The sequence below is a fragment of the Actinopolymorpha sp. B9G3 genome, assembly GCF_040120725.1.
Classification (GTDB): domain Bacteria; phylum Actinomycetota; class Actinomycetes; order Propionibacteriales; family Actinopolymorphaceae; genus Thermasporomyces.
The window spans coordinates 122,883-148,003 of record NZ_JBEEAB010000004.1; the positions used below are offsets into that span (position 1 = coordinate 122,883).

Genomic DNA, 25,121 nt, shown 5'->3' on the forward strand with positions numbered 1-25,121 from the left:
ATGCTCAAACTGATCCGGCTGTTCGGGACCTTGTTCTCGTTGTCGTTGCGTCGCCAGATCGCCTTTCGCGCCGACCTCGTCTTCGAGGTCGTCCTCACCGTGGTTGCGCTCGCTTCCGCACTCGTTGCCCTCGCAATGATCTACACCCGTACGAACACACTCGGCGGCTGGCATCCCGGTGAGGCGATCGCCCTCCTCGGCACGTTCCAGATCGTCAGCGGACTCCGCGCGGCATTCGTCGAGCCCAACCTGCAGTGGTTCGGCAACCACGTCAAGGACGGCCGATTCGATGCGCTTCTGACCCAACCCGCGCCCGCGATCTTCCTCGCAAGTCTCAGCAGCTGTGCGCCGCTGGCACTTGCCCAGGTGGGACTCGGCGGTGTCGTCGTCGCGTACGGCGTCCACCACGCGGGCATTACCGTGACGCCGGTCGGGGTAGCCACATGGCTGGTCCTGCTTCTCGCCGCGACCGCGGTCATGTGGGCCACCCGCACGATTCTCGCCGCCACCGTGTTCTGGGCGCTGGGCCTGAGCCTCGACGCCGTCTACGACGCTGTCTGGCAGTTTGCCCGCTATCCCGTCGACGTCTACCGCCGACCGCTGCGGCTGCTGCTCACCTACGTGCTGCCCGTCGCGTTCCTCGCGACCGTCCCGTCGGGAGCTCTCCTGAACGGCGGAGAACTCCTCGTCGTCCTCATGGCCGTGGGTGTCGCCGTCGGCGGCTGTCTTCTCGCCCATCTCGTCTGGCGAGCCGGACTACGCTGCTACACGAGCGCCACCAGCTGAGCAGCGGAAGGGATCCCGCGTGGGTACGTGCGTCTTCTGCAGGGTGGTCGACCGCGAGGCGCCAGCAAGCGTCGAGAGTTGGCGCCGGATGCCCTGCCACGACTCGGGCGATCAGGAGGTGACGAGGTCGATGGCGCGGGCGATTGCCCTCCGAGCTGCGGCCTGGTCGGCCCGGGGACCTAGCCCACACGCCGAAGCGACGTCCACCTGGTGGCCGAAAGCCGATTCCACCAGTGCGAGCACCCGCCGCTGCTCGTCGAGCGGTTGATACTCGTGCGCTATTCCCGCGATCAGTCGGGTCTTGTGCGGGAGCCTGAGGCGGCGCAGATGCTCGTAGTAGGCCTTGTGGAGAGGGGGACTCGGACCATCGGCCATCGGGATGTGGACGAATTCCAGCGTCCGCTCGGCCGGCCAGCGATCGACGATGCCGTTGGCCAGGTCGACCATGGACGTGGTGGAGCGAGGTCTGGCCCCAGGTTTGCTGTGCAGGCTGCCAAAGCACAGGTGAACGCCGAGCCGCGATCCGGGTGGAGTCATGACGGCGAGGTTGGTGACTGCTGTGGCAGCGATGGCGACGACAATCCGCCGAAGGCCCGGTGGCATTTTGGCCGCCAGGAGAGTCTCGGCAGGTATCTCCAGCTGGAAGACCACGTCGTCGCCGGCCAGCTCGTGGATCCGGGAGATCTCGCGGCCGGTGGCCTCGACGACCGGCCGATAGTAGGGCCACATTCTCCCGGCTGAGTCGCCGGTGCGCTGGTAGAACTGCAGGACGCGGTGATTGAAGGCGATGAACGAAAAACTCAGCGGACTCGGCACGCTCACCTGGAACCGCAGGTAAGACCTGTCGTATTCGGCGCTGATCTCTTTGAAGGCCAGTAACGCCTCCTGAGTTTCCTTGAAATATCCCAGATAATCATCGAGCGGCGCGTCCCGCAGCGATCGGCCCCGGCGGAGCCGATACGTGGGACGTGCCGTCAGGGTCGACCAGTCGCCTCTGGTCACGTACTCCAGCGCGGGATGCGTCGCCAGTCCGTCGACCATCGGCGCCACGTACAGGCCGCGACGGCGCGTCTCGCCACTCGGCAGCAAGCCGCGCAGGTGCGGCCCGGCGTTGTCGAGGAAGAAGCGCATGCCTTCGTCGACCGCCGCTGTGTCCGGGGGCAGGCTGCCCACCAGATGGACCGCACGGGTCCGCTCCATGAGGAAGCTCCTTGCTGGCTAGCGGCTGCCTCCGTCGTGGCGGGCGTCAGCAGCGGGACAGACCCGGGCAGTCGATGCCGTCCTGCGGGAGGTAGGCAGCGGATGGTAGCCAGGTGCTCACGACCTGGTCGCGGGGTCGGCCGTCGACCCGGGGGGCCACCAGCCGGTCGGTCGCGCTCGAGTCACCCGCGAGGTAGCGGTCGAACCAGGCCCGCGTGTAGTACGCGAACACCTTGAGCTCGGCCTCGCTGCCGGTCGCGGGAAGTCCGAGGTCAATCTGGCCGGGACCGGCCTGCTGCGCGAAGTCCATGTGCTCGGCGTTGCGAATGGGGACCAACATCGAGGCAACGCCGGCGGCACGCCACGGTTCGAAGCCCGCCCACCGCTGATACTCGGGGTCGCCGGTGAGGCAGAACGGGCGACCACCGTCGGAGTTCAGACTCATCGCCGGCGCCCGAGGCGAGACGTCCCGGGCAGCAAGGTTGAGCAACGTCTTGCAGGGATCCAGGGTCAGTGCCGGGTACCGCCGCGCGAAGAGCATGTCCCAGGCGACAATGGCGCGGATGCGACGGTCCACCTCTTGTGCGGAGCTGACCGCGGAGCCGCCGAGGGAATGCCCTGCCGCGCCCATGCGGCGGGAATCGACCCGTCTGGCGAACGGATTGGCCGGTGAGGCGAGGTAGTCCAGTCCGCTCCGGACCGCGTCGACGCGGGCGGTCTGGCTGCCGAGTACGGATTCGGGAAACAGGTTGTCGAGGTCACCGCAGTTGGGAAGGCCGTCACGACAGGCCGGGTGCGCAAGCAGGTCGGACCGCCCGACACCCTGCGGGTCGATGGTGATCGCGACGTACCCATGGCCGGCGAGGTCGCGAGCCGCCCACTGGAACTCGTTCTGCGTCGACAGTCCGGCTGGAACGATCACCACCGCCGGTAGGCGTTCTTTCCCTGGCTCAGCTGGGGCGAAGACGGTCGCGAACAGGCACGACCCGGTGCCGCGCGAGGGAATGTAGACCTCTCTACTCTGCCACGCCCCCTGCCAGTCGTAGGCAGCCCGCGGCGTGTCCACCCCCGGCAGTGGCGGAGTGCTGAGCCCCGCGCAGGTGGACCCGCTGTCTGCGGCACCTACATCTTTGGGTGCGGCGCTGGCCGGCATCGCCATGACCGCCGTCGATGCCAGGATCGTCGCCGCAAGCAGCGCGGCCGAGCGTATGCAACGTCGCACGATCTGTTCCTCCACGGTGGTGTCACGCCTGAGGGTCGTACGTTGAGGCACACCCGTTCCGTCACCACGAACGTGCGGACGGACCGGCTGAGCGGCTGATCGGCTGGTGAACGGCCGCGGTCCGGCGTTCATGATCACGGCATCCTAACGGTGGACTATGATGACGGCCAGTTCTCGGACCGAAGGCAAGGCCACTCGGTGTGCCGCGATTGCCGCGATGGCAATGGCCGTCGAGGCGGCTGAGCTGGACGGCTCCACCTGGACCGGTGTCGACTGATGCTTCCCCCGACGGAGACTCGATGAGCGACGCAGAAGGATCCCTGACGCCGACGCCTGCCGGCGTCTACGACGCCGCTCTCGGCGGTACGGCGAACACCGCGGCTGACCGGGCGGTTGTGGAGCGTGCCAAGGAGGCAATGCCCGACGTGATCCTGGCGGCCTGGGCCAACCGTGGATTCCTGCAGCGGGCGGTCAGGCGGATGGCGCACGAGTTGGGGATCCGGCAGTTCCTCGATCTCGGGTCCGGCATGCCGACTCAGCGCAACACCCACGAGGTGGTCGCCGAGGCCAGGCCGGACGGCCGGGTGGTCTACGTCGACGTGAATCAGGCCGTGGTCGCCCGTTCACGCGAGATCCTCGCCGGGGCGAGTGACACGACCGCGATCCAGGGTGACATTCGGCAACCCGAGGCGATCCTGGCGCACGAGGAGACCAGGCGTTTGATCGACTTCACCCAGCCTGTCGGCGTCCTGGCCGTTGCCGTGACGCACTTCCTGCCCGACGAAGACGATCCGTGGGGGCTGATCGCCCACTTCATGGACGCTGTTCCGACCGGCTCCTACCTCGCCCTGTCCGCCGTCACCTCCGACTACCAGGAGGAGACCTGGCGCAAGACGCTGCAGCAGGCTGGTCCGAGTTACGACGCCTACCCGCGGACCCGCGCAGAAGTGGAGCGGTTCTTCAAGGGGTTGGAGATCCAGCCACCGTACGAAGGCGCCGATCCGGCCGTCGTCCACATCGGCCTGTGGGGGGCCGAGGACCCCGAGGTGGCCGACGACGACAGCTCGCGGCTGGCCTACGCCGCGCTGGCCCGCAAGCGGTAGCCGGCCGTCGCCTCCGCAGGAAGGGGACAGGTCACGGCCACGACAGGGACGTCCTCGGTTGCGGAGAGTGTTCCGGACGACAGCTGAACCTCTGACCGTCGTTGGCGCTTCCCCGCAGACGCATCGACGCTGCACCGTGCTCCGCGAGCCGCTCGCGTGACCGCAAGCGGCTGTTGACATGCCCAACCGCGACATTAGCGTGACAGGCGCTCGTCCATAGGCTGCGAGCACGCCTGGCATTTCCGTTCGGTGGAACCTTGTCTTCGGTGATTCGCACGTGTCGGGAGGGTGACGTGCCCAGAGTCAACCGGCGTCATGTGTTGGGCTTCGGACTGGCCGGAGTCGGGGCGGTGGCGTTGGGTGGTGCACCGGCTTCGGCGGCGGTGTCGACCGCTCCTGACAGCGCGAGCGAACCGTTGCTGGTCTATGACCTTGCCGGCCTGCACGACCTCGAGCTCGCTGATCCGACGCAGGCCAGACGGGCATACGACGAACTCCATTTCGTCGCCACCCTGCAGGGAATCGTCAACCGTTCCCACCCACGGCTCTATGTCCACTTCCTCAACCACAACGAGTTCGGCGACATCGACATCGACGCGTACTGGCTCGACGTGTTGCAGGAGCGAGGTGGGTTGCTGGACGGACGAGAGATCCGGCAGGTAGCGAGCCTGGACGAACTCGTGTCCACGTTCCGGCCGTTGCTGCGCGGTGCGGTGGTGTGGGATCCGGCGGTGCCGGCCACGTCGAACGTCGCCTCGACGGTGGCGGGTGCGCGTGATGTCGTGGCGATCCGCTACGACCGCACGGAGGGATCGCTTTTCCAGCGGTATGTCGACGGGTCAGGAAAGCTCCGGCTGCCGGTCAAGGTGTGGCTCATCCAACCGGATGGTTCGCCCCTCTTCACCGGTCAGGGAACGATTCCAGACACCGACCGCGCCACCACCCGAAGCCCGAAGTGTGACGCGTACCTGTGGGCGGTCGAGCAGTACCTGCGCTCAGGCGAATCCGTACCGGAGTTCGCGTACTACCTCGATGCGTACTGGCTGAACGATCCCAAGGGCCAACTGCCCCAGGCCTTGTTGACCAACCACGACTACCTGGTTTCCCGGCGCGGATTCTTCTTCGACCTGCTGCCGTGGGACGACGAGACGCCGGTGGACGACCGAGCCCAGGAGGTGGGCACCGACCAGCGCACGTTGGAGGAGATCCTCCGCGTGGGTCATCAGCGGTCCGGCGGCACGTTCGTCCCGGTGCACGGATTCGTTCCTTGGCAGTACAAGTACACGAGCGTAGGGAACGCCGGCGGACATGACCCGGTCCCGACGGAGTGGCGATTCGTCCAGGTCATCTCGGCGTTCAATGCCTATGCCGACGCTGACGCGGAGACTCTGGACGGCATGGCCAATGCGTCGGTGTTTCGGCATGCGCGGCTTCGGTCGCACTATCCGCAAGGCCCCAGGCCGACGGCTGATGAGCTTCGGGCCCGAGGATTTCTCGATGCCGATGGTGGGGTGGTGCCGCGCCGCTACGTGATGCTCTACGTCGGCGACTACGACTCGGCGGCCTGGATCTATCAGACCACGCCCTACCTGTGGGACGATCCGGCGCGGGGGAGCGTGCCGTTGAACTGGGCGTTCAACCCCAATCTCGCCGCCCGGATGCCGGTGGCCATGGACCGTGTTCGCCGTACCGCGACCGAGAAGGACACGTTCATCGCCGGTGACTCCGGCGCGGGGTACATCAATCCAGGGATGCTGACCGAGCCGAGAGAGTTCTCCGGTCTCCCGTCCGGTGTCGCGGCGTGGCGTGAGCACTGCCGCGCGCACTATCAGCGGTGGGATCTCTCCGTGACCGGGTTCATCATCGACGGCTTCGCGCCGCCGATGGACGAGGCCACACTGCAGGCCTACGCCGACTTCTCGCCGGACGGCTTCGCCGCCCAGAAAGTGCCGCCGCTCGGACTCGTGGGCGAGACGCCGTACGTCCGGATGAGGGGTGACCTGCCCCGTGGAACCGTGGCCGAGGGGGCGGCGGCATTCCGGGGTTACCTCGACGGCGACGTCGCCGCGCCGCCGTACGTTCCTGAGTTCCACAGCATGCGCACCATCCTCATGTCGCCGAGCTGGCATCGGGACGTGGTGGCCGCGGTCCGGGCCGAGATCCCTGAGTCAGGGGTGGAGGTCGTCGACGCACACACCTTCTACGCGCTCGTCCGCCACTATCTGCTCGACCAGGTGCTCCTGACCCCGCTGCTCACCGTCGCCGCCCGCGAGGGTGGTGCGTCGCCACTCCTCTTCGAGGCGACGAGTTACCTACGCACGCCGGTCACGGCGACGCTCGCCCTCGAGCTCCCCGCAGGATGGAGTGTCGAGCCGGACGAGCGCGAGTTCTCCGTCGGGCCGGACGAGACGGTACGCGTCTCTGTCGAGGTCACGGTGCCGGCCGACACGCCTCTGGGCGAGCACACCGTGACGGCAGTTCTCCGGTACGAAGGGCAGACGAGGCGGAGGACGTTTGTCACGATGGTCGTCGAGCGGTCCTACGCCGATGCAGCGGAGGTCGACGTCGTGCTCGGACAGCAGAACCAGCCACGAGGGCTGGACCTGGTGGAGCAGGCCGACGGGCAGACGACCCCTGACACCGTGGCGGAACGCGAGTGCCGACGGCCGCTCTTCACCCAGTGGGAATCGTCGTACTTCTATCTGCGGGTCGACGACACGTTTCTGTTCGACGCCCGGGACACCTCCGCGTTCGTCTCGGTGGAGTACTTCGACGCACCCGACCTGTCGTTCAGCCTCCACTACGACTCGAACGATCCCACGGGCGCGGTCGAAGGTGCCTACACCGACGGCGGCGCCAGGCAGACGGCTGGAACCAACGCGTGGGTGAGCACGACGTTCGAGCTGCCCGACGTACGGTTCGCCAACCGGCAGAACGGTGGAGCAGACCTGCGACTCGCGACCACGGACGATCTGTGCGTGGCGCGCGTCGCCGTCTCGCGGACCCGCCCGGACCAGCCGTGAAGGAGGAGGCACACGTGCACCGACGACGTGGCCCAGTGGTCCTGCTGGTCGCTGTCCTGCTCGCGGTCGTGTGCCCCACGACCGCGACGGGCATGAGGATTCCCGGCCGCGTGGGTGCGGCCTCATCGGTGGCGCCGAACTCTGATCCGGCGAGAATCACGGATGGTGACATCTTCACCCACTACACGAGCGCCGCCCATGACAGTCCACACGCGCATGAGTGGGTGGCTGTCGACATGGGGCAGGTCAGGCACCACGTCAACCGGGTGCGTCTCTATCCCCGGGAGGGGTCGCACGGGTTCCCCGAACGCTTCGCTATCGAGGTGAGTGCCGACGGCGAGCACTGGCGGGACGTGTCCGACAGCCGAGTCTCCCGCGCCGAACCGGGTGGCTGGGGGCAGGTGATCGTGGACTTCCGCGGCACGTCCGCGCGTTACGTACGCCTCAACGCAAGCCGCCTGGGCCGTGACGACGAGGGGCGGTACTCGCTGCAACTCGCCGAGCTCACGGTCGAGGCCCTCGACGCCGAACGGCCCGATCGGCGAGCGAGCGTCGAGGACGTCGAGGTGTCCACCGAAGCACCCGGGCATCTGGCGCGGGTGCTCATCGACGGTGGCGGGAGCGACTACTGGAGCTCGACGCCGACCGCGGACCCGACAACGACTGAAAGCGTGACGGTCCGCTTCGCCAAGCTCCATGACATCAGCGCGCTGTCGCTCCTTCCGGCGTCGGGCGGCCGTGGGTTTCCGATCGACTTCCGGCTGCAGTACAGCACCGACGGGACCACGTTCACCGACATCGCCGGTCAGGCTCACCTCGGTCATGAGCCGAAGCCAGGTGTGCAGACGTTCCGCTTCGAACCCGTCCGCGCCGCCGCGTTGCGGGTCGTGGCCACGCGCCTCGACCAGATCGCGGACGGCGTCCATGCGTTCCGTCTCGCCGAGATCGGCGCCGAGGTCGGTGCGCCGTTCCGGACGAACCTTCCGGGCGACTTCGATCGCCGATGGAACGAGATGTGGCTGCAGTACGGCGCGGTCGCCGACGGACAGGACTCGGTCTACCAGTTCGGCAACGAGCCGAACTATTTCGAGTGGATGGCGCGCAAGATCCTCTGGTCGCGTGAGGCCGGATACCGAGAGGCACTGAAGGATCGCGTACGCGAGCATCCGCAGAATCCGCAGGGGTATGTGTGGTCCTGGGGCGACAACCCGCGCTGGCCGAGCGGCAATGCCCTGCATCAGACCACGAGTCCGATGTACATTCTGGCGGCGTGGCGGATCGCGGTCTGGGACGATCCCGACTTCCTCGCTGATGTCGACACCACCAAGGCCGCAGACGTACCGACGATCGTCGGATATGAGGCGACGAAGACCACGCCGGCCGTACCAGACGGTGGCAGCCTCGGACAGAGCTTCGCGGTCGAGGAGGAGTGGACCGCGGTCGGTGGGCGCTTTCCCACGTTCGGAGCGCAGGGTTCCGCCATGACCCTGTCGGTCTACCGCGGCGGTCCCGGTGGTGAGCTCGTTGGCACCCGCCGGTTCGACAGTGTTCCGGACGCGTCCTGGCAGTACGTCACGTTCGATGCTCCGCAGCCGCCGGGCGAGTACTACCTCGAGATGACCGACCCGGACGGGCCGATCCACTGGTGGAGCACTGACGAGGACGTGGAGGTCGGATGGCAGGCATTCACCGACGGCCACCCGACCGAGGGCGATCGATCGCTGCGTGTTCAGCTGGCCCGGCAGGACACCTTCAACACAGACGCGTCGAAGGGGCGGACAGTCTGGGAGAAGATCGTCGAGTCGTGGCGCTATCTGGAGGGCCACGGTGCCAAGAGCGGAATTCTCGTCATCGACAACGACGAGAACGACGGAACACCGGCGGGGGAGCCCAGCAACTACTGGGACAACCTCAAGATGGGCTACAAGGAGCCGTACACGAACCTCTACTTCTACGCCGCCACCCAGGCGATGAGCGACCTGTACCGCCTGCGCGGCAACGACGCGGAGGCCGACCGGCTCGCCGAGCTGGCCGCCGTGGTCCGGAGGGAGTACCGGCAGACGTTCTGGAGTGAGGAGAAGGGGCGGTTCGTCTCCACCGTCGACATCGACGGCACGGTGTGGGACTTCGGACTCACCTTCCTGAACCTGGAGGCGATCGCCTACGGACTGGCGAGCCAGCGCCAGGCCGAACGGATCCTCTCATGGTTGGACGGAGACCGCACGATCTCGGGAGAGCGGTCCACCGGAGCCGACATCTACCACTTCACCTTCGCTCCCCGCGCGAACACCGTGCCCATCGAGTCGGCCGGCAAGCCGTACTGGTGGAACGACGTCGGCGGCGCGATCTCCCTCGATGCTGCCGCCGCGTGGGATGAGCACCTGGAGAACGGTGGGGCGATCTTCTACACGTCGTTCTACGACATCCTGGCCCGCCACCGCACCCGCGGCGTCGACGACGCCTTCGCGCGGATGCTCGCTATTGCCGACGAATACGCTGTGGACGAGATCGAGCGACGCCCCCGCAACTCCTACGGAGCGGACTGGCGCCTGGGCACCACAGGGCCGTTCCCGGAGTCCGGCCTGGTGCCCGCCTCGATGATCTACACCGTGTTCGGCGCGGACGCGTCCGCTGCTGGGCTACGCCTTGCTCCGAAGCTACCCCGGCAGATGAGCCGGGCAACGGTGGAGGACTTCACCTTCCGCGGCCGCAGCTACGACATCACCGTCGACCGGAACGGTGTGCGGCTCGACACGAGCGAACCGGGGCGTTCAACGCTGTCGTTGGAGGTGGAAGGCCTGCGCCCGGGACGCCGCTACCAGGCGACGGTATCCGCGCCGAGCGGTGGGCCGAGAGCACAGGAGCAGGTCACGGCCGACGCGTCAGGGGCCGTCCGGCTCCGGGTCAGCATCGACGGACCCACCCGGCTGATCGTCCGGTGACCTCTGCCGCGCAATCGGGGCACCCGGCAGCGAGGCCGGCCGTCGGTGGCGCAGGCGACCAGGCGAGTCGCGCCGCTGAATTCGCTTGCCGGCCAGGGACCCGTCTGAGAGTGTGGCGCCGGTGTCCCTCGTGCAGGAAGCCACGCCCCAGACCGCCCAGCGCCCCCTCGTGCGGGCGGCTGGGCTGGTCAAGGAGTTCCGCCGAGCCAAGCGGATCGCCGGCCGACTGGGCGGGCTCCGCACCTTCCTCAGCCGCGAGCATGACGTGATTCGGGCCGTCGACGACGTCTCGTTCGACATCGGCAACGGCGAACTGGTCGGCTATCTCGGGCCCAACGGTGCCGGGAAGTCGACGACGATCAAGATGCTCACCGGGATTCTCACGCCCACCGGCGGCACGGTCTCGGTCGCGGGTAAGGACCCGTCGCGCGAACGCAAGGCGAACGCGCTCAACATCGGCGTCGTGTTCGGTCAGCGCAGCCAGCTGTGGTGGGACCTGCCGCTGCGGGAGTCGTTCCGCGCGGTGCGGGACCTCTATGGCGTACCCACGCGGGAGGGCGACCAGAGGCAGCGTGAGCTCGTGGAGCTGCTCGACATGGAGGACTTCCTCGACGCGCCGGTTCGTCAACTCTCGCTGGGACAGCGGATGCGCGGTGATCTGGCCGCGGCCATGCTCTACCAACCGCGACTGCTCTTCCTCGACGAGCCGACGGTCGGCCTCGACGTGGTAGCGAAGCAGCGCATCCGCGAGTTCGTCGCGCATGAGAACGCCGAGCGCGGCACCACGGTTGTTCTCACGACCCACGATCTGGAGGACGTGGAGCAGCTGTGCCGGCGGATCGTCCTTATCGACCACGGCCGGGTGCTCTACGACGGCGCACTCAGCGAGCTCATGGCGCAGTACGCGCCGCACCGCGATCTCGTCGTCACGCTGGCCGAGCCGGCGGACGTCACGGTGGCCGGTGCGGAGCAGGTCGGGCGGGAAGGGCCGGTCGTGACGCTGCGCTTCCGCTCCGACCAGGTGAGGGCGCCGGAAGTCATCGCGACGGTCACGGCGGCGCACGCGGTCGTCGACCTGTCCGTGGTCGAGCCGCGACTCGAGGCGGTCATCGGCCGCATCTACACCCAGCGCGGTCTGCCGGTGAGCCCGGGATGAACGCGCTGCGGCCGCTGCTGAGCCAGGCACGGATCGGCATGCTCACGCCATGGGCCTATCGGGCGTCGATGCTCCTGTCGTTTCTCGTCCTCGCCCTCCAGATCGCCCTCTACAGCGTGGTGTGGCGCGCGATCTACTCAGGTCATGACGGCCCGGTCGCCGGCGCGGACGTGCAGACGGCGGTCGGGTACGCAGTGCTGGGGCTCACCGTCGCCGGCGTGCTCGACACGTCGCCGTACTGGTCGATCGAGTCCCGCGTGCGAAGCGGCCTGATCGGGGTCGACCTCACCCGCCCGATCGGCCTGCTGACGCAGAACCTCGCGGTCCAGACGGGGCAGGTCGTCGGCGCGTTGCCGACCGTCGCGATCGGGCTCGGCACGGGCCTGATCGTGGGCGGGCTCGCGCCCCCTGCGAGCGCCGGTGCCGGGGCGGGGTTCGCGGTGAGTCTGCTGCTCGCGTTCGGCGTATCGCAGTTGATCACGCTGCTGCTGTCCCTGACGTCGTTCTGGACGCTGGAGGTGGGCGGCCTGGGCATGGCGCTCTTCGTCGTACGGACCTTCATGTCGGGTGCGGTGCTGCCGCTGTGGTTCATGCCCGGCTGGCTCCAGGTGCTCGCCGGCGTTCTGCCGTTCCAGGCGGCGACGTACACGCCACTCTCGGTCTACTTCGGCCGGCCGCCTGGCGGTCTCGCTGCGGCGCTCGGCGTACAGGCTCTGTGGATCGTCGTGCTCGGCGCGCTCTGCGCGTGGCTGTGGTCGCGGGCGCGGCATCGGGTGGTCGTTCAGGGTGGCTGACCTCGCTGACTTCGCCGACCTCGCCAAGCCCCCGTCGGCGTTGCGGCAGTACGCCGTGCTGGTGCGCATCGGTCTGGCATCGGCGGTGCAGTACCGCGCGGACTTCGCGATGACCGCGGTCGGGGCGATCTGCTACGAGGCGGTGTCCCTGGCATTCGTCGGTGTGATCGTCTACGCGTTCGGCAGCATCGGCGGGTGGAGCTTCGTCGAGGTCGCCTTCGTGTACGGGATCCGATCGATGGGGCACGCACTGCACGGTGTGCTCTCCGGGCAGCTGTGGGCGACGGACCATGTGGTGCGGGAGGGGGAGTTCGACCGCTACCTGCTGCGGCCGGTCAATCCGCTGATTCAGCTGCTGACAAGGCGATTCCAGGTCACGGCGGTGGGCGACCTCGTGTTCGGCCTCGTCGTCCTTTCGGTCACGGCAGTGGCCGCGCCGGTGGCGTGGTCGGTCGGGTCGGTCGCGTTCCTCGTCGCCGCCGTGGTCGGCAGTGCCTTCGTCGAGTCCGCTGTCATGCTGGCGATCGCTTCGTTGACGTTCCGGCTCCTCGTCAGCTCGCCCATCCTGCAGATGGCGGACACGGTGTTCGTCACGTTCGGGCCGTACCCGCTGAGCGTGCTACCGCGGAGCGTCGCGTACCTGCTGACGTTCGTGTTGCCACTGGCGTACGCGGCGTTCTTCCCGGCCGCGGTGCTGCTGCACCGGACGAGTGAGTTGTTCGTGCCGACCTGGGTTGCCGTCGCGTCACCGGCGATCGGACTGTTGCTGTACGTCGCCGCTGTGGGCTTCTTCCATCGGCAGATGCGCCACTACTCCAGCCCGGGGCACTAGGTGCACCTGGCCCGGGACGCTATCGGCAGGTTGCGTCAGTCAGGTCGCGCATCACCTGGCATTGGATCGAGGGTCGGACTTACACAACCACTCCACGGCTACGCTCGCTTCCATGACGATCGTGACTGCGGCCATCGCCAAGGACCTGGCCCCGACGGGCCCCCTGCGCGCCGCGATCAACCTGGGTAACCCGGTGCTGGCCCAGGGCACGCCCGCGGCGCCGACCGGTGTGACGGTCGACATCGCGCGCGAGGTCGGTGCGCGCCTCGCCCGCCAGGTGGAGCTCATCTGCTTCGACGCGGCGCGGAAGTCCTACGGCGCGATGGCGGCAGGGCATGCCGACCTCTGCTTCCTGGCCGTCGAGCCCGCACGCGAAGCCGAAGTTGCCTTCACCGCGCCGTACGTCGTGATCGACGGCGTGTTCGCCGTCCGCCTGGACTCGGACATCACCGCGGTCGCTGACGTCGACCGTCCGGGCGTGCGGATCGGCGTGAAGCGTGGGTCTGCGTACGACCTGTTCCTCTCCCGGACCCTTCAGCACGCGAGCGTTGTGCGCGGACTGGAGGGAGTCGACGAGTTCCACCCCCAGGGCCTGGAGGTGGCGGCCGGTATCCGGCAGCCGGTGGCCGAGTTCGTGGCGAGCCACGACGACGTCCGCCTCATCGAGGATCCGTTCATGCAGATCCAGCAGGCGGTGGGTACGACCACGACGCGTCGGCCCGAGACCGTCCGGTTCCTCCGGGACCTGGTCGAGGAACTGAAGGCCAACGGGTTCGTCGCCGAAGCTCTCCGGCGCGCGGATCGAGCCGACGCCACGGTCGCCCCGCTCGCGCCGGAATGGCGGACGTAGCCCCTCACCGGGACGACGACTCCACGCCGGCTGCTACAACCGGCGATCGAGACCCTGGAAGCGGTACTGCATCACGTGGTAGATGCTGTTGTCGCTGGTGTTCCACTGGCTGACCGTGAGGTGCAGGTCGTCGAGTGTCGACCCAGGTATGACGTAGCTGCCGTACAGCTGCGCGACGTGATTGGTGTCCTGGTTGCCCCAACCCGACCCGTGGAGGAGGGTGACCCGCTCGGTCTGCCGCAGGTCCTGGGTGGGGTGGTCGAGCACCATGGCGCTGATCCGGTAGTGAGGGCCGTCGAACCAGGTGAACACCCACCGCTTGCCGAGCTTGCGCAGCGACATCTCGCCGATGATGTCGTCGATAACCGTGTCCGGCCCGGCGCCCCATCGCCAGGTGTCGCCGTCGCGGCCCCAGGGCTCCCACGCGTCGGGGTTGGTGAGGTCCTGAGGACGTACGCGATGCAGGATCATCGGGCTCTCGCGCAGGAACTCGGCGGTGTAGACGTACACCCAGCCGTCGTCGCCGAGTTCCCAGGTGCACAGGTTCCACATCTTGTTGTACGCATCGCCGGGGAACCGGGCGCCCGAGTCCTGCCAGGTCGCCCCGTTGTCGGTCGAGGTCCAGATGCCGCTCCAGATCACGTTGCCGAAGCCCTGGTTGACCACGGCGTGGAGGTAGATCGTGTCGCCGATCGTGATCACGTCCGAGGGGATGATCGTGGAGATCTCATCGCCGTGCTCATACGGGATGAGTTGCGCGGCGGGGACTCCACCGACCGCGCCGGAGAAGGTCACCCCTCGCTCGAGGACGCGGGTCTTTGACCACAGGGCGGTCGGGGAGCGCCAGTTGTCTCCCCAGTTCTCGCCGCTGAAGCTGTCGCCGAAGACGTACAGCGACCGGCCGTCGGGGCAGCGGGTCACGCAGCCGAGGTCGACCCAGTCCAGTCCGAACTTCCCGGTGATGTCGGGGCCGGTGAGGTTCTTGACCTTGGTGATCTTGATCCCGTCCGCATAGACCGGCGGATACTCCAGTGGGTCGGCCGCGGCCGGGGACCAGGCACCCCCGGCGATGCCGGTGCCGATCGCACCGGCGGTGCCCCCGAGTAGGAGTCGACGCGAAATGCTCGAGAGTGGACGGTCAGACGATGGCATCGGGTGGGACATGTGGTCGCTCACTTCCTCGCGGTAGAAAACGATTTCCCGAATCCTCAGACCGGAACTCTAGCGGATTTTGTCGACCACGTCGGCCACGGCAACGCTGTTCGTTCGGGAGGGCGCCCGACCGGTCCATGCGAACCTGTCCACGCCATCGCGAACGTCAGCAGCCGGTAGGAAGGTGTGGGGTGTCGCATGCCTTCATGCGGCCGACACCCCACGACCGCGGTGCCTACCTGGTCTTGGAGATGAACCCGAGGCTGCCGTCGACGTGCCAGCCTTGCTGCCTGAGTTGCCTCGCCAGCGTCCTGTTCGTGACGCGCCACGAGCCGTTGCGGGAAACCCGGAAGATCTGGAACCTCGACGATCCGGCAGTCTTCGACACGTGGCCGACCACGCCCTCGTAGACGAACTTGCCCGAGCTGGCCAACCGGTGGCGCTCGGTCGGCGAGGCCGTGATGATGTAGGAGCTCTTCGCCTTGTAGCGCAGCCGGTAGAGCTTCAGCACGCCGGCAGCGGACTTCACCCGGACGTAGCCGAGGTTGCGGTCTGTCTTGCGGAATCCGTTCGAAACCGCCCGGCGAACCTCGGTGGGGTTCGCCGAGTAGAAGAATCCCTTGCGGCCGGGGGTCACGAGCTCGTGGAGCTTGCTCCGCGTTGCGGCGCTCGCGGTCACGCCAGCCGCCTCCGAGCCGGACCGAGGCTCCTCCGCAGCATTGGCGATGCTGGGAGTGATCAGTCCTACCGCGAGGAGCGCGAGTGCGCCGCCGAGCAGCCGGATCCGTTTACTCATGTGTGGTCTCCCTTGGCTTTGCTGTCTTCGCCCTCTCACCGGGCATGGTGAACGCGACGCTGGTCGCCGGACCCGTGGCCCGCGCCAGGCAGAGGCAGCGAACCAGCAAGGGCTGTCACTTCCATGCCATCGGGATGTCGCCAGAGATGCGGAGCCCTTGAGAGATGCGGAGCCCGTGAGAGATGCGGAGCCCGTGAGAGATGCGGAGCCCCTGAGGCCGGGTGGCCGCGCGGTGGGATCGGCCGTGGGGGAGTTCGGCGCGAGTAAAGGGAGGGGCGCAGGGCAGATGCCCCACGGATTCTTCCCGGACGCGCTGTCGATTTCGGCCGGCCCCGTTCGCCGTCGTTGGTGAGGGCGTCACCACCGGCGCCGAACGTACGAGCGAAGGAAGCGACATGCGGAAACTGATGGTGACCACGTTCCTGTCCCTGGACGGTGTCGTGCAGGCGCCTGGCGGCGGCGACGAGGACCGCGACGGCGGGTTCGAGCACGGCGGCTGGGCGGTCCCCCACATCGACCAGCGGTTCCTCGAGCAGGTGCCCTCGGTGACCGGCAGGGCCGGCGCGCTCCTGCTCGGGCGCAGGACCTACGACATCTTCGCCGCCACCTGGCCCCTGGCCGGGACGGACGACCCGATCGGCGCGAGGATGAACAGCCTGCCGAAGTACGTCGCGTCACGGACTCTCGACACCGTGTCGTGGCAGAACTCGACCCTGCTCACCGGGGATGTCCCGGAGGCGGTCCGCAAGCTCAAGCAAGGCGAGGGCGGCGAGATCCAGGTCCACGGCAGCGGCGGGCTGATCCAGACCCTGCTCCGGCACGACCTCGTCGACGAGTTCCACCTGCTGGTCCTCCCGGTCCTCCTCGGCTCCGGCAAGCGGCTCTTTGCGGAGGGGACCGTCCCGGCCGGCCTCAAGCTGGTCGAGAACGCGACATTGAGCACCGGTGTCGTCGTCAGCACGTACGTACGCGAGGGCACGGTCGAGTACGGTGCGATAGGCCCGGAGACCGGTAACTGGTGAGCATCCGAGGCGATTGGACAGAACGGGACGAAGCCATGCCGCAGTACGCGATTCTGATCTACGAGCAGGAAACTCCCGGAGGCGTCGCCGACATCCCGCCCGAGGTGATGGAAGCCAACATGGCCGCCGGGGAGAAGATCGCCGCGATGGGCGCGCGCATCGTCTACGAACCGGCGCTGCAGCCCAGCACCACCACCCGGACGATCCACAAAGACGGCCTCGTCACCGACGGTCCGTTCCTGGAGAGCAAGGAGGTGCTCGCCGGGTGGTTCGTCGTGGAGGCAGCCGACCTCGAGCAGGCGATCGCCATCGGGAAGCTGCTCCCGATCATGGCGGGCGCCGTCGAGGTGCGGCCGCTGCTCGGGGAGTGACAGGTGCTCGCGGTGTGACAGGTGCTCGCGGTGTGACAGCAAACCAGCAGGCGGTCCGTCAGGCGGTCGCCGACGCGCACCGTCGCGAGTGGGCCACCGTGCTCGCCGCGACGGTCCGCGTCGCCCGCGACCTGGACCTGGCGCAGGACTGCGTCCAGGACGCGTACGCCGCCGCGCTCGACGCGTGGGCGCGTGACGGCGTACCCGCGAGGCCGGGCGCCTGGTTGACCACGGCGGCAAGGCACAACGCGCTCGACATCCTCCGCCGCGCGAGCACGCTGCGATCGAAGCTGCACCTGCTGGTGGAGCCGACGCCGACCGACGCCGACCCTCCGGCCGACCCCGCGGCCGACCGGGCGCTGCCCGACGACCGCCTACGGCTGGTGTTCCTGTGCTGCCACCCGGCTCTTGCCACCGAGGCGCAGGTGGCACTCACGCTGCGGCTGGTGTGCGGCGTGACGACCCCTGACATCGCGGCGGCGTTCCTGGTCTCCGAGGCCACCATGGCGGCCAGAATCACCCGGGCGAAGAAGAAGATCACCTCGGCGGGGATCCCGTTCCGGATACCCGCTCCCGACGCGCTGCCGGAACGGTTGGACGCAGCCCTCACGACGATCCACCTGCTCTTCACCACCGGGCACACCGCGCCGACGGGGCCCGCGCTGACCAGGAACGACCTCGCCGACCGCGCGCTCGACCTGGCCCGCGTGCTGCGCGACCTGATGCCGGCCGAGCGCGAGGTCCAGGGACTCCTCGCGCTGCTGTTGGCCAACCACGCCCGCCGCGCCACCCGCACCACCCCCGACGGGCGCCTGCTCCTGCTGGAGGAACAGGACCGGTCGGCCTGGGACGCCGACGCGATCGCCGAGGCGCACGACCTGGTTCACGGCGCGCTTCGCGGTGGCAGTCCCGGCCGGTTCGCCCTGCAGGCCGCGATCGCGGCGCTGCACGCGACCGCCCCGACCTACAGCGACACGGACTGGGCCCAGATCCTGGTGCTCTACGACGAGTTGTCGCACATCTGGCCGTCGCCGGTGGTCGCGCTCAACCGGGCCGTGGCGGTCGCGATGGTGAGGGGCCCGGAGGCGGCGCTGGCCGAGATCGAGGCTCTGCAGCACGAGCCGCGACTCGCGGCCTACCACTACCTGCCGGCCGTCAAGGCCGACCTGCTGCGTCGCCTGGGTCGGAACGCCGACGCCGCGGCGGCGTACGAACGCGCGATCACCTTGGCCGACAACGACGCCGAACGCGCGTTCCTCGCCGGCCGGCTCGCCGAGGTGGACGCCGGCTAGACAGGCCGGGGCCCATCCGCCCTGACAAAGTCCTGACTAGCTGCTGGCACTGGAGTAGGACCGGAGCCCGTACCGCCACTGCGCGCGGACGAGTGCCACCGCGATCACGGTGAGGCCGAGACCTCCCGCGACCGGCAGCCACCCGAGGTCGCCTTGGAGGGCCTGCGCCGGGAACGTCGACGCGAACGCGACGGGGAACGCGAAGGTAAGGAACGCGCGCACCCCGATCGGGAAGAACACCAGCGGATACCGACCCGAATCGACCAGGTTGAGATAGATGAACGCGATGGCGTTCACCGACTGCAGCCAGAAGGCGAGGAACGACAACGCGCTCCACACGCAGGCGAGCAGCACCAGGCCGCAGGTAGCGAGCACAATCGCCTGGAGGATCTCGAGGGCGTTCGGAGTCGCTCCCGAGAGGACGAGGCCGAGCACGAGCACCAGGCCGCCGCCACCGACGTTGCCGAGTTCGGCGACGTTGATCCACCGCACCGTCAGGTAGAACTGGCTCGACACCGGGCGGAGGAGCACGCCGTCGAGCTCGCCGTCGGTGATATAGGTCGTCATCCGGTTGAGGTTGGGCGCGACGAACGTCGCTATCAGGCTGGTGACGATCTGGAACATGCCGACGAGCGTGATCACCTCGGCTTGTGACCAGCCGCGCACGTCGTCTGTGTACCCGTACAACAGGAGGATCGGAACGATCCCGAGCCCGAGCTGTACGATCCCGACGGCCAATGTGGTCACGAAGTGCGCCCGGTAGTGGGTTTCGCGGACGACGGCCCGCGCGAAGAATCCCCGCCAGATCCGCAGGTGGCGCCATTGCCGGTGCAGCCAGTTCCGGTCGAGCGGGCGCCGCTCGTCGGCATACGTTCGGTCGCTGCTCATGCGCCGACCGCCGAGTACGCACGGATGCCGTTCGACCAGACGGCGCGAGCGACCACTCCGAACGCGAGCACGTAGGCGAGCTGAATGCCCAGGCCCGCAAGGAGATCGGCACCAGAGAGATTGCCAGCCACGATCTCGACCGGGAACGACACCGTGTAGCGGAACGGCTGGTTGTCGATGAATCCGCGCGACCAGTCGGGCATCAGGGCGAGCGGCACGATCGAGCCGGACAGCACGTTGGCGATGAGCATCCGCGCCTGCGCGATCGCCAGCACGTCATCCATCCAGAACGCGAGAGAGCCGATCATGATGTCGATCGTGAACACCAGGACGGCGCCGAGCACGAGACTGACCGCGAACAGCGCCCACCGACCAGGACCGGCAGGGATGTTCATCGAATCCCGGAAGACCCACCACAGCACCCCGACCATCGGCGCGAGGGCGAAGAGCTTCATGATCTTCTCGGAAACGTTGTTGGCGACGAAGCCGAGGAACAACGAGGCCGGCCGAACCATCCAGGTAGAGAGTCTGCCGAGCCGGATGTCGCGTGCCAGGAACCCGGTCAGCCACGAGGAGGTCGCCATCGTGACGAAGCTCAGCAGCACGAAGTAGGTCGTGACGTACCGCTCGTCAACCGGGAGTTGCGCGCCGTTCGCGATTGCTGTTCGCCAGATGAGCAACGAGATGATCGGCACGCTGATGTTGGCGGCCATGAAGATGAGCCACGCGCCGCGGTACACAGAGGCTTGCACGATGTTGGCGGCGGTCATCCTTCGCAGGACGCGGAGATTGCGCAGCAGCGTGGTCATGAGGGATCCCCCAACGTGCTGCGGCGGAGGAACAGGTCGCGCATGATCTCCTCGATGCCGGTGTCCGTGACATCGAGGTCGACCAGTGGACCGATCCGGGTCAGCTGCTCCAGGACCTCGCCGGCACGCTCGCGTTCTACCTCCAGCTTGACCACCTGGTCAGTGCTGTCGACCGCGGTGACGCCGGCGAGGTCGGCCAGTCGGCTGCCGTCGACGGCGTGCGCGTACGTCGCCTGGACCAGCTTGCGCGGCCGCGCGGCTCGGACGAGTTCGTCGAGGCCACCGTCGTACTGAAGCCGCCCGTGGTCGATGATCATCACTCGCGAACAGAGCGCCTCGATGTCGTCCATGTCGTGGCTGGTCACGAGGATCGTCGTGCCGCGCAGCTTGTTGACCTCGGTGAGGAACGTGCGTACGCGGGCCTTCGCCACGACGTCGAGACCGATCGTCGGCTCGTCGAGGAACAGGATCTCCGGCCCGTGCACGAGTGCCGCCATCAGCTCGAGCTTCATCCGTTCGCCGAGGGAGGTCTTGCGGACTTGGACGTTCAGCAGGTCCTGGACCTCGAGCAGCTCGGCGAGCTCGGTCACGTTGCGGTCGAACTCGGCCGTGGACAGGCCGTACATGTCCTTGTGCAGAAGGAGGCTCTCCATGGCGGGGACGTCCCACCAGAGCATGGTCTTCTGGCCCATCACAAGTGCGATCCGGCGCAGGTAGTCGTGCTTGCGGTCCGACGGCGTGTAGCCGAGCACCTCCAGGTCGCCGGACGTCGTGTAGAGGAGGCCGGAGAGCATCTTCAGCGTGGTGGTCTTGCCGGCGCCGTTCGGGCCCAGCAGCCCGACAACCTCGCCGCGGTTGATGGTGAAGGTGATCTTGTCGACGGCGAGGCGCGTCTCGTAGGTGCGGCGGACCAGACTCTTCGCCGCACCCGCCAGTCCGGCGCCCTGCTGATGGAACTTGTAGGTCTTGGTGAGCTCAGCCGCCGCGATGACAGGAGGCTGATCGAAGCAAGCTTGAACGGACGTCACGTGTGAGCACCGCTCTCGAGGACAGGGGATGGTTCGGACCGGGCAGCGTCCATGCGCAGAGCGCAGAGCTGATCCACCGATACCTCGCCGCGGCGGTGTCATCCCCTGAGGTACTTCCGGCGTGCGGCTGCCACCTGCACACTAGGGCATTCCGAAAACCCATGTCCATCGCCTTTCGCGCGAAGGTCCGCGTGGCAGGCGAGGATCGAGCTACGACGACGACCCCTTCGGCCGGCACACGGTCTCGCGAACCACTTTCTAACGCTCCGACGTGGAGCCCGGTGACATGGTGGCCCACCTGGTATGGGCGTCGGCGGGGGGTAGTTCACTGTTGGTGAGGAAAGTCTCGAGCGCGCGCCAGCTGCCGAACTTCGTGGCGTTCTTCAGACCGAACGCCATACGCGCAAAGGGAGCCCATCTTCCGAACACCCGGTTGAGAGCCACCGCTCGGGCGTGGCTGTCCTCAGGGCTGCCCCACTGGGTGCCCGAGCTCACCCGCGGGTGTGTCCCGAAGATCACGGGCACGGCATCACCGGAAAGTCCAGCCCGCAACAGGTCCATGATGAAGATGTACTCGTCGCCGAGATGGAGGTCGGTACCCGCGCCGAAGCGCACGTCGAAACGTACGCCCTTGGCCCGGACCTGCGACAGATCGATCAGCATTTCGTACGTCGCCGCTTTGGCGGAGTTGAACGGAGTCAGGGGCGTCACGTGCCGTGGATACCTTTTCCGCATCGATCCGGACGGATCCGTCCCTTGCCCGAGGGCCAGCGCATGGCCGGTTCGTTGCAGGTGGCGGATCCCCTCACCAACGCCTGCGAGATTCACCGTCACATCGTCATCGCCGAACAGCAGGTAGCGCCCGCGCGCACACTCGATTGACGCGTTTCGGCTCTTCGCGACCCCAGTACCGGGAACAGGAATGACGCGCGCTCGTGCCAACTCGCCGTCGCACGGCAGCGGTCCCCCTTGAACGCACACCAGCACCTCGTTGTCCGGAGCAATGCCCGCCAACGAGATGTTGTGTGCCCTCGCCGCCATGGTCGAGTACGCGATCGTCAGGACAGTCGCATTTGGCATGGTGATCAGTTGTCCCCTCGTCGAGCCGATGCACGAGCAAACCGCATGATGCTGGCCGAGAGCGTCCCGAGTTGCCCGGAGAGTAGACGTAAGCCAAGGAACAGCACGATGGCGTTCGCGCTGGTGATATCGCCGAGCAGAGTGCGGAGCAGCATGTACACCAGCACGAGGACCATGCCGACGCTGGCCAGCATCGCGCCGAACTCCGCATCTCGCACTCGCCCACCCACTCGCTGGGGAATCGCGACCGTTCCCGGGCGGTTGCCCATCGTGATGTAGTCCTTCTGCAAGGCGAACTGCCGACGGTAGATCGCGGAGACCAGGGCCAGCACAACGGCGACCACCAGGATGTTGACCACTCCCGTGGGCCAGTCGATGAAGAGGAACAGCGTGCTGAACATCACCGCCTGGACGAGGCTGACGAGGACGCCGGACAACTCGAACGCCAGTGCCCATTCCCAGCTCTCCTGGCTGGGGCTTCGCGTTCGTCCCGCGATCTCGAAGCCGTCCCGGAAGACACGTACGCGTACCAGCCGGACCAGGTGATGGACACCTCGGGTGAGACCGAAGGCAAGGAGGAAGATCCCGATCTGCAGAATCGCACCGTTGGTGTCCTGGGTGAAGGCCTCCGGACCATCGATGATGAGTGATGAGAACATCTCGAGCACCAGCATCTCCGCGACCGGAAGCGTCGCGGTGACCACGATGAGAAGGCCGACCACCGTCCGACTCTTGCGGGTCGTGAACAGCCTGCTGAACGCGGTGAGCAGGTGCGCGAGCATGCCGAACCTAGGCGCTCATCGAGAGGTACGTGGAAATCCCGGAGGCGATGGCCTGCTCGATTTCATCCAACTTACTCTCCGTGATCTTCTCTTTCGAGATCATGGAGTCGAAGTCGACGCGACGCAGATCCGTGGAGATCGGGATGGGTGCGTACACCGCCCCCAGCCCGACGCCGAGAGAGTAGTCCCTGTACTTGATTCCGCTGCCGTGGACGGCCGACTCGAAACCTTCGAAGGTGACCAAACAGCATGGGATGCCGTAGCTGTGGCAGATGATCATCACGTGCATCGCGCTGGTGACAACGGCGTCGTACCCATTCAGCTCGGCCACGAACGAGCGGATCTCGTTGGGGTGTGACCGGAGGACGGTGAGTTCGTCCATGGTCTCTGGGAGGGCGGTAGGAAGGTTGGCGTGCTTGTGGTGCCGCACCAGGGCGATCCTGCCGTTCGTCAAGCCGCGTTCCACCGGAATGGCGCGTGCGATGAGTGCCCCGGGGTCGCCGAAGCTCTCGATGCTCGGCCCGCCGCACTGCTGGACGAGTTCGGCTGTGAGGGGACCACGAACGGAGATGTAGCGCGCCCTCCGGTCGATCTGGATGTCGGCGCTGCTGATGCCCGTGCCGACGACGATCGAGCTCGGTTTGATGAACCGTCCGATGGAGCCGGTCGAGAAGATGTGCGGCTCATGCATGGGTGCGGTTGGGCTCTGATAGAGAATTGACCGGTCTGTTTTGCCGTCGAGGATCAGCGGGCTCAGCCAGTCGCCGAAGTTCCCGGGGAACGGGTGCGGCCACCAGGCCAGTCTGATCGGGTCCGCGTCTGGGTTCTTGCTCGCGTACTCCGAAAACGCGTCGGCTGCCCGTTTCGCGGCGATCTCCGAATCGGAGGGTATTCGGCTCGAGGCCAACCGGCTGAACGCCTCGTCGACCCTGGATACCTCACCTCGTTGACCAGCAATGATCATTTCGCTGACGATTCGACTGCGGTGCGGGGATCCGGCACCGTTCAGGGCCAACCGGTCGCCAACCAGGCCACCACCGGTCAAGACATTTGTGATACCGCAGGTGTCGGCGACCTTGCGCAGCCATCGGGCGGCTCGGTCCGGAAGTTTCCGTTCCATCAGCTTGGCTCCACGAAGTGCCTGATGCCGCAGTCCTCGCAGCGCCCGCACCGAGTCGGAGCCGCCCAGACGACCGTGCTGCTTCACCCTGTGCTTGAAGTTCGAGACGTTGCCGCTGGCGCCGAACGAGAAGAACGTGGACACGCCGCCGGGGGTTACCTGTGCATGGGAGATCACGGCAGCCGACGGGATGACCTGGAACGATAGGCGCGGAGCGTTGGACCGCCAGGACTCTTCGAAGAAGTAGTCATCCGTGGCCTTGATCTCGGCACTCTGCTCCAGCAGGTCGGCGTCATGGATGAACTTCCGCGCACTCGGCGTGGTGTTGATACCGAAGAAGCAGGGCTCCCAGAACCTGGTGCGATTGGCGTACCCGATGCGCATGGGGGAGCCGAACCCGCGTTGGAACCCGATGATGTCGGCGGTGAACCCGGCGACATATGTAGGCAGCTCCAACAGGGCGCAGTCGACGTCGATCCAGAAGACCTTCTTGTCCGGGTGTTCGTCGCAAACCCTGGCGAGGAACCCGATCTTCTTGCGGCAGATGTCGGCCCAGTCCTCGTCGGCCGCCTTCTCGATCTCCTCGAGTCTGTAGGCGACGCCGATACGCTCGAGGTGCCTCCGGAGCGAAGTAGCACACCCTCGGTAATATTCGTCCGCGGTATGGAATGAGCAGACGACGATGTCCGAAAGATTCATAGATATCCCTAGACGTTTGGCCGTTGAACTGCATGACGGTTGGGCTTTTCAGGATGCAGATCGGGTATCCAACGAACATCGACGGATTCCAGGGCTGGAATTCCTGCGGTGATCCGAGCCGTGAGTAGTCCGCACGAGAACCGTGTGACCGAAGACGCTCACGGTGCTATGACC

General features: G+C 67.1%; 21 protein-coding genes. 11 read left to right on the forward strand and 10 right to left on the reverse strand.

What is annotated here, in order from left to right; translation table 11 throughout:
* The gene (locus ABNF93_RS09420; protein WP_349327468.1) at positions 1-786 is read left to right on the forward strand and encodes an ABC transporter permease; all 786 of its coding nucleotides are present in this window, start codon (positions 1-3) and stop codon (positions 784-786) included.
* A 111-nt stretch (positions 787-897) separates the two neighbouring features.
* Here the strand turns inward: ABNF93_RS09420 and ABNF93_RS09425 are convergent, their stop codons facing one another.
* Both ABNF93_RS09425 and ABNF93_RS09430 read right to left on the reverse strand, forming a co-directional pair.
* Positions 898-1,986, reverse strand: coding sequence for a hypothetical protein (locus tag ABNF93_RS09425; RefSeq protein WP_349327469.1), 1,089 nt, complete (start codon positions 1,984-1,986; stop codon positions 898-900).
* A 46-nt stretch (positions 1,987-2,032) separates the two neighbouring features.
* The gene (locus ABNF93_RS09430; protein ID WP_349327470.1) at positions 2,033-3,208 is read right to left on the reverse strand and encodes an alpha/beta hydrolase; all 1,176 of its coding nucleotides are present in this window, start codon (positions 3,206-3,208) and stop codon (positions 2,033-2,035) included.
* Positions 3,209-3,507: 299 nt separating this feature from the next.
* Between ABNF93_RS09430 and ABNF93_RS09435 the strand changes: the two genes are divergently transcribed.
* The 7 genes from ABNF93_RS09435 to ABNF93_RS09465 all read left to right on the forward strand — a co-directional run bounded on the left by ABNF93_RS09435 (position 3,508) and on the right by ABNF93_RS09465 (position 13,908).
* A complete protein-coding gene (locus tag ABNF93_RS09435; protein ID WP_349327471.1) occupies positions 3,508-4,311 on the forward strand; it encodes an SAM-dependent methyltransferase in 804 nt (267 codons plus the stop codon).
* 293 nt (positions 4,312-4,604) lie between these two features.
* Positions 4,605-7,334, forward strand: coding sequence for an NEW3 domain-containing protein (locus tag ABNF93_RS09440; protein WP_349327472.1), 2,730 nt, complete (start codon positions 4,605-4,607; stop codon positions 7,332-7,334).
* Between the two features lie 14 nt (positions 7,335-7,348).
* On the forward strand, positions 7,349-10,276 hold the full coding sequence (locus tag ABNF93_RS09445) for a discoidin domain-containing protein (protein ID WP_349327474.1): 2,928 nt from the start codon (positions 7,349-7,351) through the stop codon (positions 10,274-10,276).
* A gap of 121 nt (positions 10,277-10,397) precedes the next feature.
* Entirely contained in the window at positions 10,398-11,432 is a 1,035-nt protein-coding gene (locus tag ABNF93_RS09450; protein ID WP_349327475.1) for an ABC transporter ATP-binding protein, read from the forward strand.
* Positions 11,429-12,226 (forward strand): ABC transporter permease, encoded by a 798-nt coding sequence (locus ABNF93_RS09455; RefSeq protein ID WP_349327477.1) that lies wholly within the window; start codon positions 11,429-11,431, stop codon positions 12,224-12,226. The genes ABNF93_RS09450 and ABNF93_RS09455 overlap by 4 nt, the downstream gene beginning before the upstream one ends.
* Positions 12,219-13,058, forward strand: a complete 840-nt coding sequence (locus ABNF93_RS09460) for an ABC transporter permease (RefSeq protein ID WP_349327478.1) — start codon at positions 12,219-12,221, stop codon at positions 13,056-13,058. The genes ABNF93_RS09455 and ABNF93_RS09460 overlap by 8 nt, the downstream gene beginning before the upstream one ends.
* Before the next feature lie 112 nt (positions 13,059-13,170).
* Complete coding sequence (locus ABNF93_RS09465) at positions 13,171-13,908, forward strand: transporter substrate-binding domain-containing protein (protein ID WP_349327479.1); 738 nt, start codon at positions 13,171-13,173, stop codon at positions 13,906-13,908.
* Positions 13,909-13,941: 33 nt separating this feature from the next.
* On the opposite strand, the gene ABNF93_RS09470 is transcribed toward ABNF93_RS09465, so the two are convergent.
* Together ABNF93_RS09470 and ABNF93_RS09475 are read right to left on the reverse strand one after the other, a co-directional pair.
* A complete protein-coding gene (locus ABNF93_RS09470; RefSeq protein WP_349327480.1) occupies positions 13,942-15,084 on the reverse strand; it encodes a glycoside hydrolase family 183 protein in 1,143 nt (380 codons plus the stop codon).
* A gap of 211 nt (positions 15,085-15,295) precedes the next feature.
* Positions 15,296-15,856 carry a hypothetical protein gene (locus ABNF93_RS09475; RefSeq protein ID WP_349327481.1) on the reverse strand — a complete coding sequence of 187 codons (561 nt, stop codon included), beginning with the start codon at positions 15,854-15,856 and terminating at the stop codon, positions 15,296-15,298.
* A 395-nt stretch (positions 15,857-16,251) separates the two neighbouring features.
* On the opposite strand from ABNF93_RS09475, the gene ABNF93_RS09480 reads away from it, so the two are divergent.
* The 3 genes from ABNF93_RS09480 to ABNF93_RS09490 are packed head-to-tail and all read left to right on the forward strand — an operon-like array spanning position 16,252 to position 18,541.
* The gene (locus ABNF93_RS09480) at positions 16,252-16,878 is read left to right on the forward strand and encodes a dihydrofolate reductase family protein (protein WP_349327482.1); all 627 of its coding nucleotides are present in this window, start codon (positions 16,252-16,254) and stop codon (positions 16,876-16,878) included.
* Positions 16,879-16,913: 35 nt separating this feature from the next.
* Positions 16,914-17,249: a YciI family protein gene (locus ABNF93_RS09485; protein ID WP_349327483.1), complete on the forward strand. Its 336-nt coding sequence runs from the start codon at positions 16,914-16,916 to the stop codon at positions 17,247-17,249.
* Positions 17,250-17,281: 32 nt separating this feature from the next.
* The gene (locus ABNF93_RS09490) at positions 17,282-18,541 is read left to right on the forward strand and encodes an RNA polymerase sigma factor (RefSeq protein ID WP_349327484.1); all 1,260 of its coding nucleotides are present in this window, start codon (positions 17,282-17,284) and stop codon (positions 18,539-18,541) included.
* 36 nt (positions 18,542-18,577) lie between these two features.
* Here ABNF93_RS09490 and ABNF93_RS09495 read toward each other — a convergent pair whose 3' ends face one another.
* The 6 genes from ABNF93_RS09495 to ABNF93_RS09520 form a co-directional block, all read right to left on the reverse strand.
* Positions 18,578-19,429, reverse strand: a complete 852-nt coding sequence (locus tag ABNF93_RS09495) for an ABC transporter permease (protein WP_349327485.1) — start codon at positions 19,427-19,429, stop codon at positions 18,578-18,580.
* A complete protein-coding gene (locus ABNF93_RS09500; RefSeq protein ID WP_349327487.1) occupies positions 19,426-20,238 on the reverse strand; it encodes an ABC transporter permease in 813 nt (270 codons plus the stop codon). The genes ABNF93_RS09495 and ABNF93_RS09500 overlap by 4 nt, the downstream gene beginning before the upstream one ends.
* Positions 20,235-21,266: an ABC transporter ATP-binding protein gene (locus ABNF93_RS09505; RefSeq protein WP_349327489.1), complete on the reverse strand. Its 1,032-nt coding sequence runs from the start codon at positions 21,264-21,266 to the stop codon at positions 20,235-20,237. Before ABNF93_RS09505 ends, ABNF93_RS09500 begins: the two co-directional genes overlap by 4 nt.
* A 258-nt stretch (positions 21,267-21,524) precedes the next feature.
* A complete protein-coding gene (locus ABNF93_RS09510) occupies positions 21,525-22,346 on the reverse strand; it encodes a glycosyltransferase (protein WP_349327490.1) in 822 nt (273 codons plus the stop codon).
* Between the two features lie 5 nt (positions 22,347-22,351).
* The gene (locus ABNF93_RS09515) at positions 22,352-23,128 is read right to left on the reverse strand and encodes a hypothetical protein (RefSeq protein WP_349327491.1); all 777 of its coding nucleotides are present in this window, start codon (positions 23,126-23,128) and stop codon (positions 22,352-22,354) included.
* 7 nt (positions 23,129-23,135) lie between these two features.
* On the reverse strand, positions 23,136-24,947 hold the full coding sequence (locus ABNF93_RS09520) for a polysaccharide pyruvyl transferase family protein (RefSeq protein WP_349327492.1): 1,812 nt from the start codon (positions 24,945-24,947) through the stop codon (positions 23,136-23,138).
* Between the last annotated feature and the right edge of the window lie 174 nt (positions 24,948-25,121).

Bases quoted from the DNA above. Each gene is read 5' to 3' on its own strand.
- ABNF93_RS09420 (WP_349327468.1), top strand. From the start codon at position 1: ATGCTCAAACTGATCCGGCTGTTCGGGACCTTGTTCTCGTTGTCGTTG.
- ABNF93_RS09425 (WP_349327469.1), bottom strand. From the start codon at position 1,986: ATGGAGCGGACCCGTGCGGTCCATCTGGTGGGCAGCCTGCCCCCGGAC.
- ABNF93_RS09435 (WP_349327471.1), top strand. From the start codon at position 3,508: ATGAGCGACGCAGAAGGATCCCTGACGCCGACGCCTGCCGGCGTCTAC.
- ABNF93_RS09455 (WP_349327477.1), top strand. From the start codon at position 11,429: ATGAACGCGCTGCGGCCGCTGCTGAGCCAGGCACGGATCGGCATGCTC.
- ABNF93_RS09465 (WP_349327479.1), top strand. From the start codon at position 13,171: ATGACGATCGTGACTGCGGCCATCGCCAAGGACCTGGCCCCGACGGGC.
- ABNF93_RS09475 (WP_349327481.1), bottom strand. From the start codon at position 15,856: ATGAGTAAACGGATCCGGCTGCTCGGCGGCGCACTCGCGCTCCTCGCG.
- ABNF93_RS09480 (WP_349327482.1), top strand. From the start codon at position 16,252: ATGCGGAAACTGATGGTGACCACGTTCCTGTCCCTGGACGGTGTCGTG.
- ABNF93_RS09485 (WP_349327483.1), top strand. From the start codon at position 16,914: ATGCCGCAGTACGCGATTCTGATCTACGAGCAGGAAACTCCCGGAGGC.
- ABNF93_RS09495 (WP_349327485.1), bottom strand. From the start codon at position 19,429: ATGAGCAGCGACCGAACGTATGCCGACGAGCGGCGCCCGCTCGACCGG.
- ABNF93_RS09500 (WP_349327487.1), bottom strand. From the start codon at position 20,238: ATGACCACGCTGCTGCGCAATCTCCGCGTCCTGCGAAGGATGACCGCC.
- ABNF93_RS09510 (WP_349327490.1), bottom strand. From the start codon at position 22,346: ATGCCAAATGCGACTGTCCTGACGATCGCGTACTCGACCATGGCGGCG.
- ABNF93_RS09515 (WP_349327491.1), bottom strand. From the start codon at position 23,128: ATGCTCGCGCACCTGCTCACCGCGTTCAGCAGGCTGTTCACGACCCGC.
- ABNF93_RS09520 (WP_349327492.1), bottom strand. From the start codon at position 24,947: ATGAATCTTTCGGACATCGTCGTCTGCTCATTCCATACCGCGGACGAA.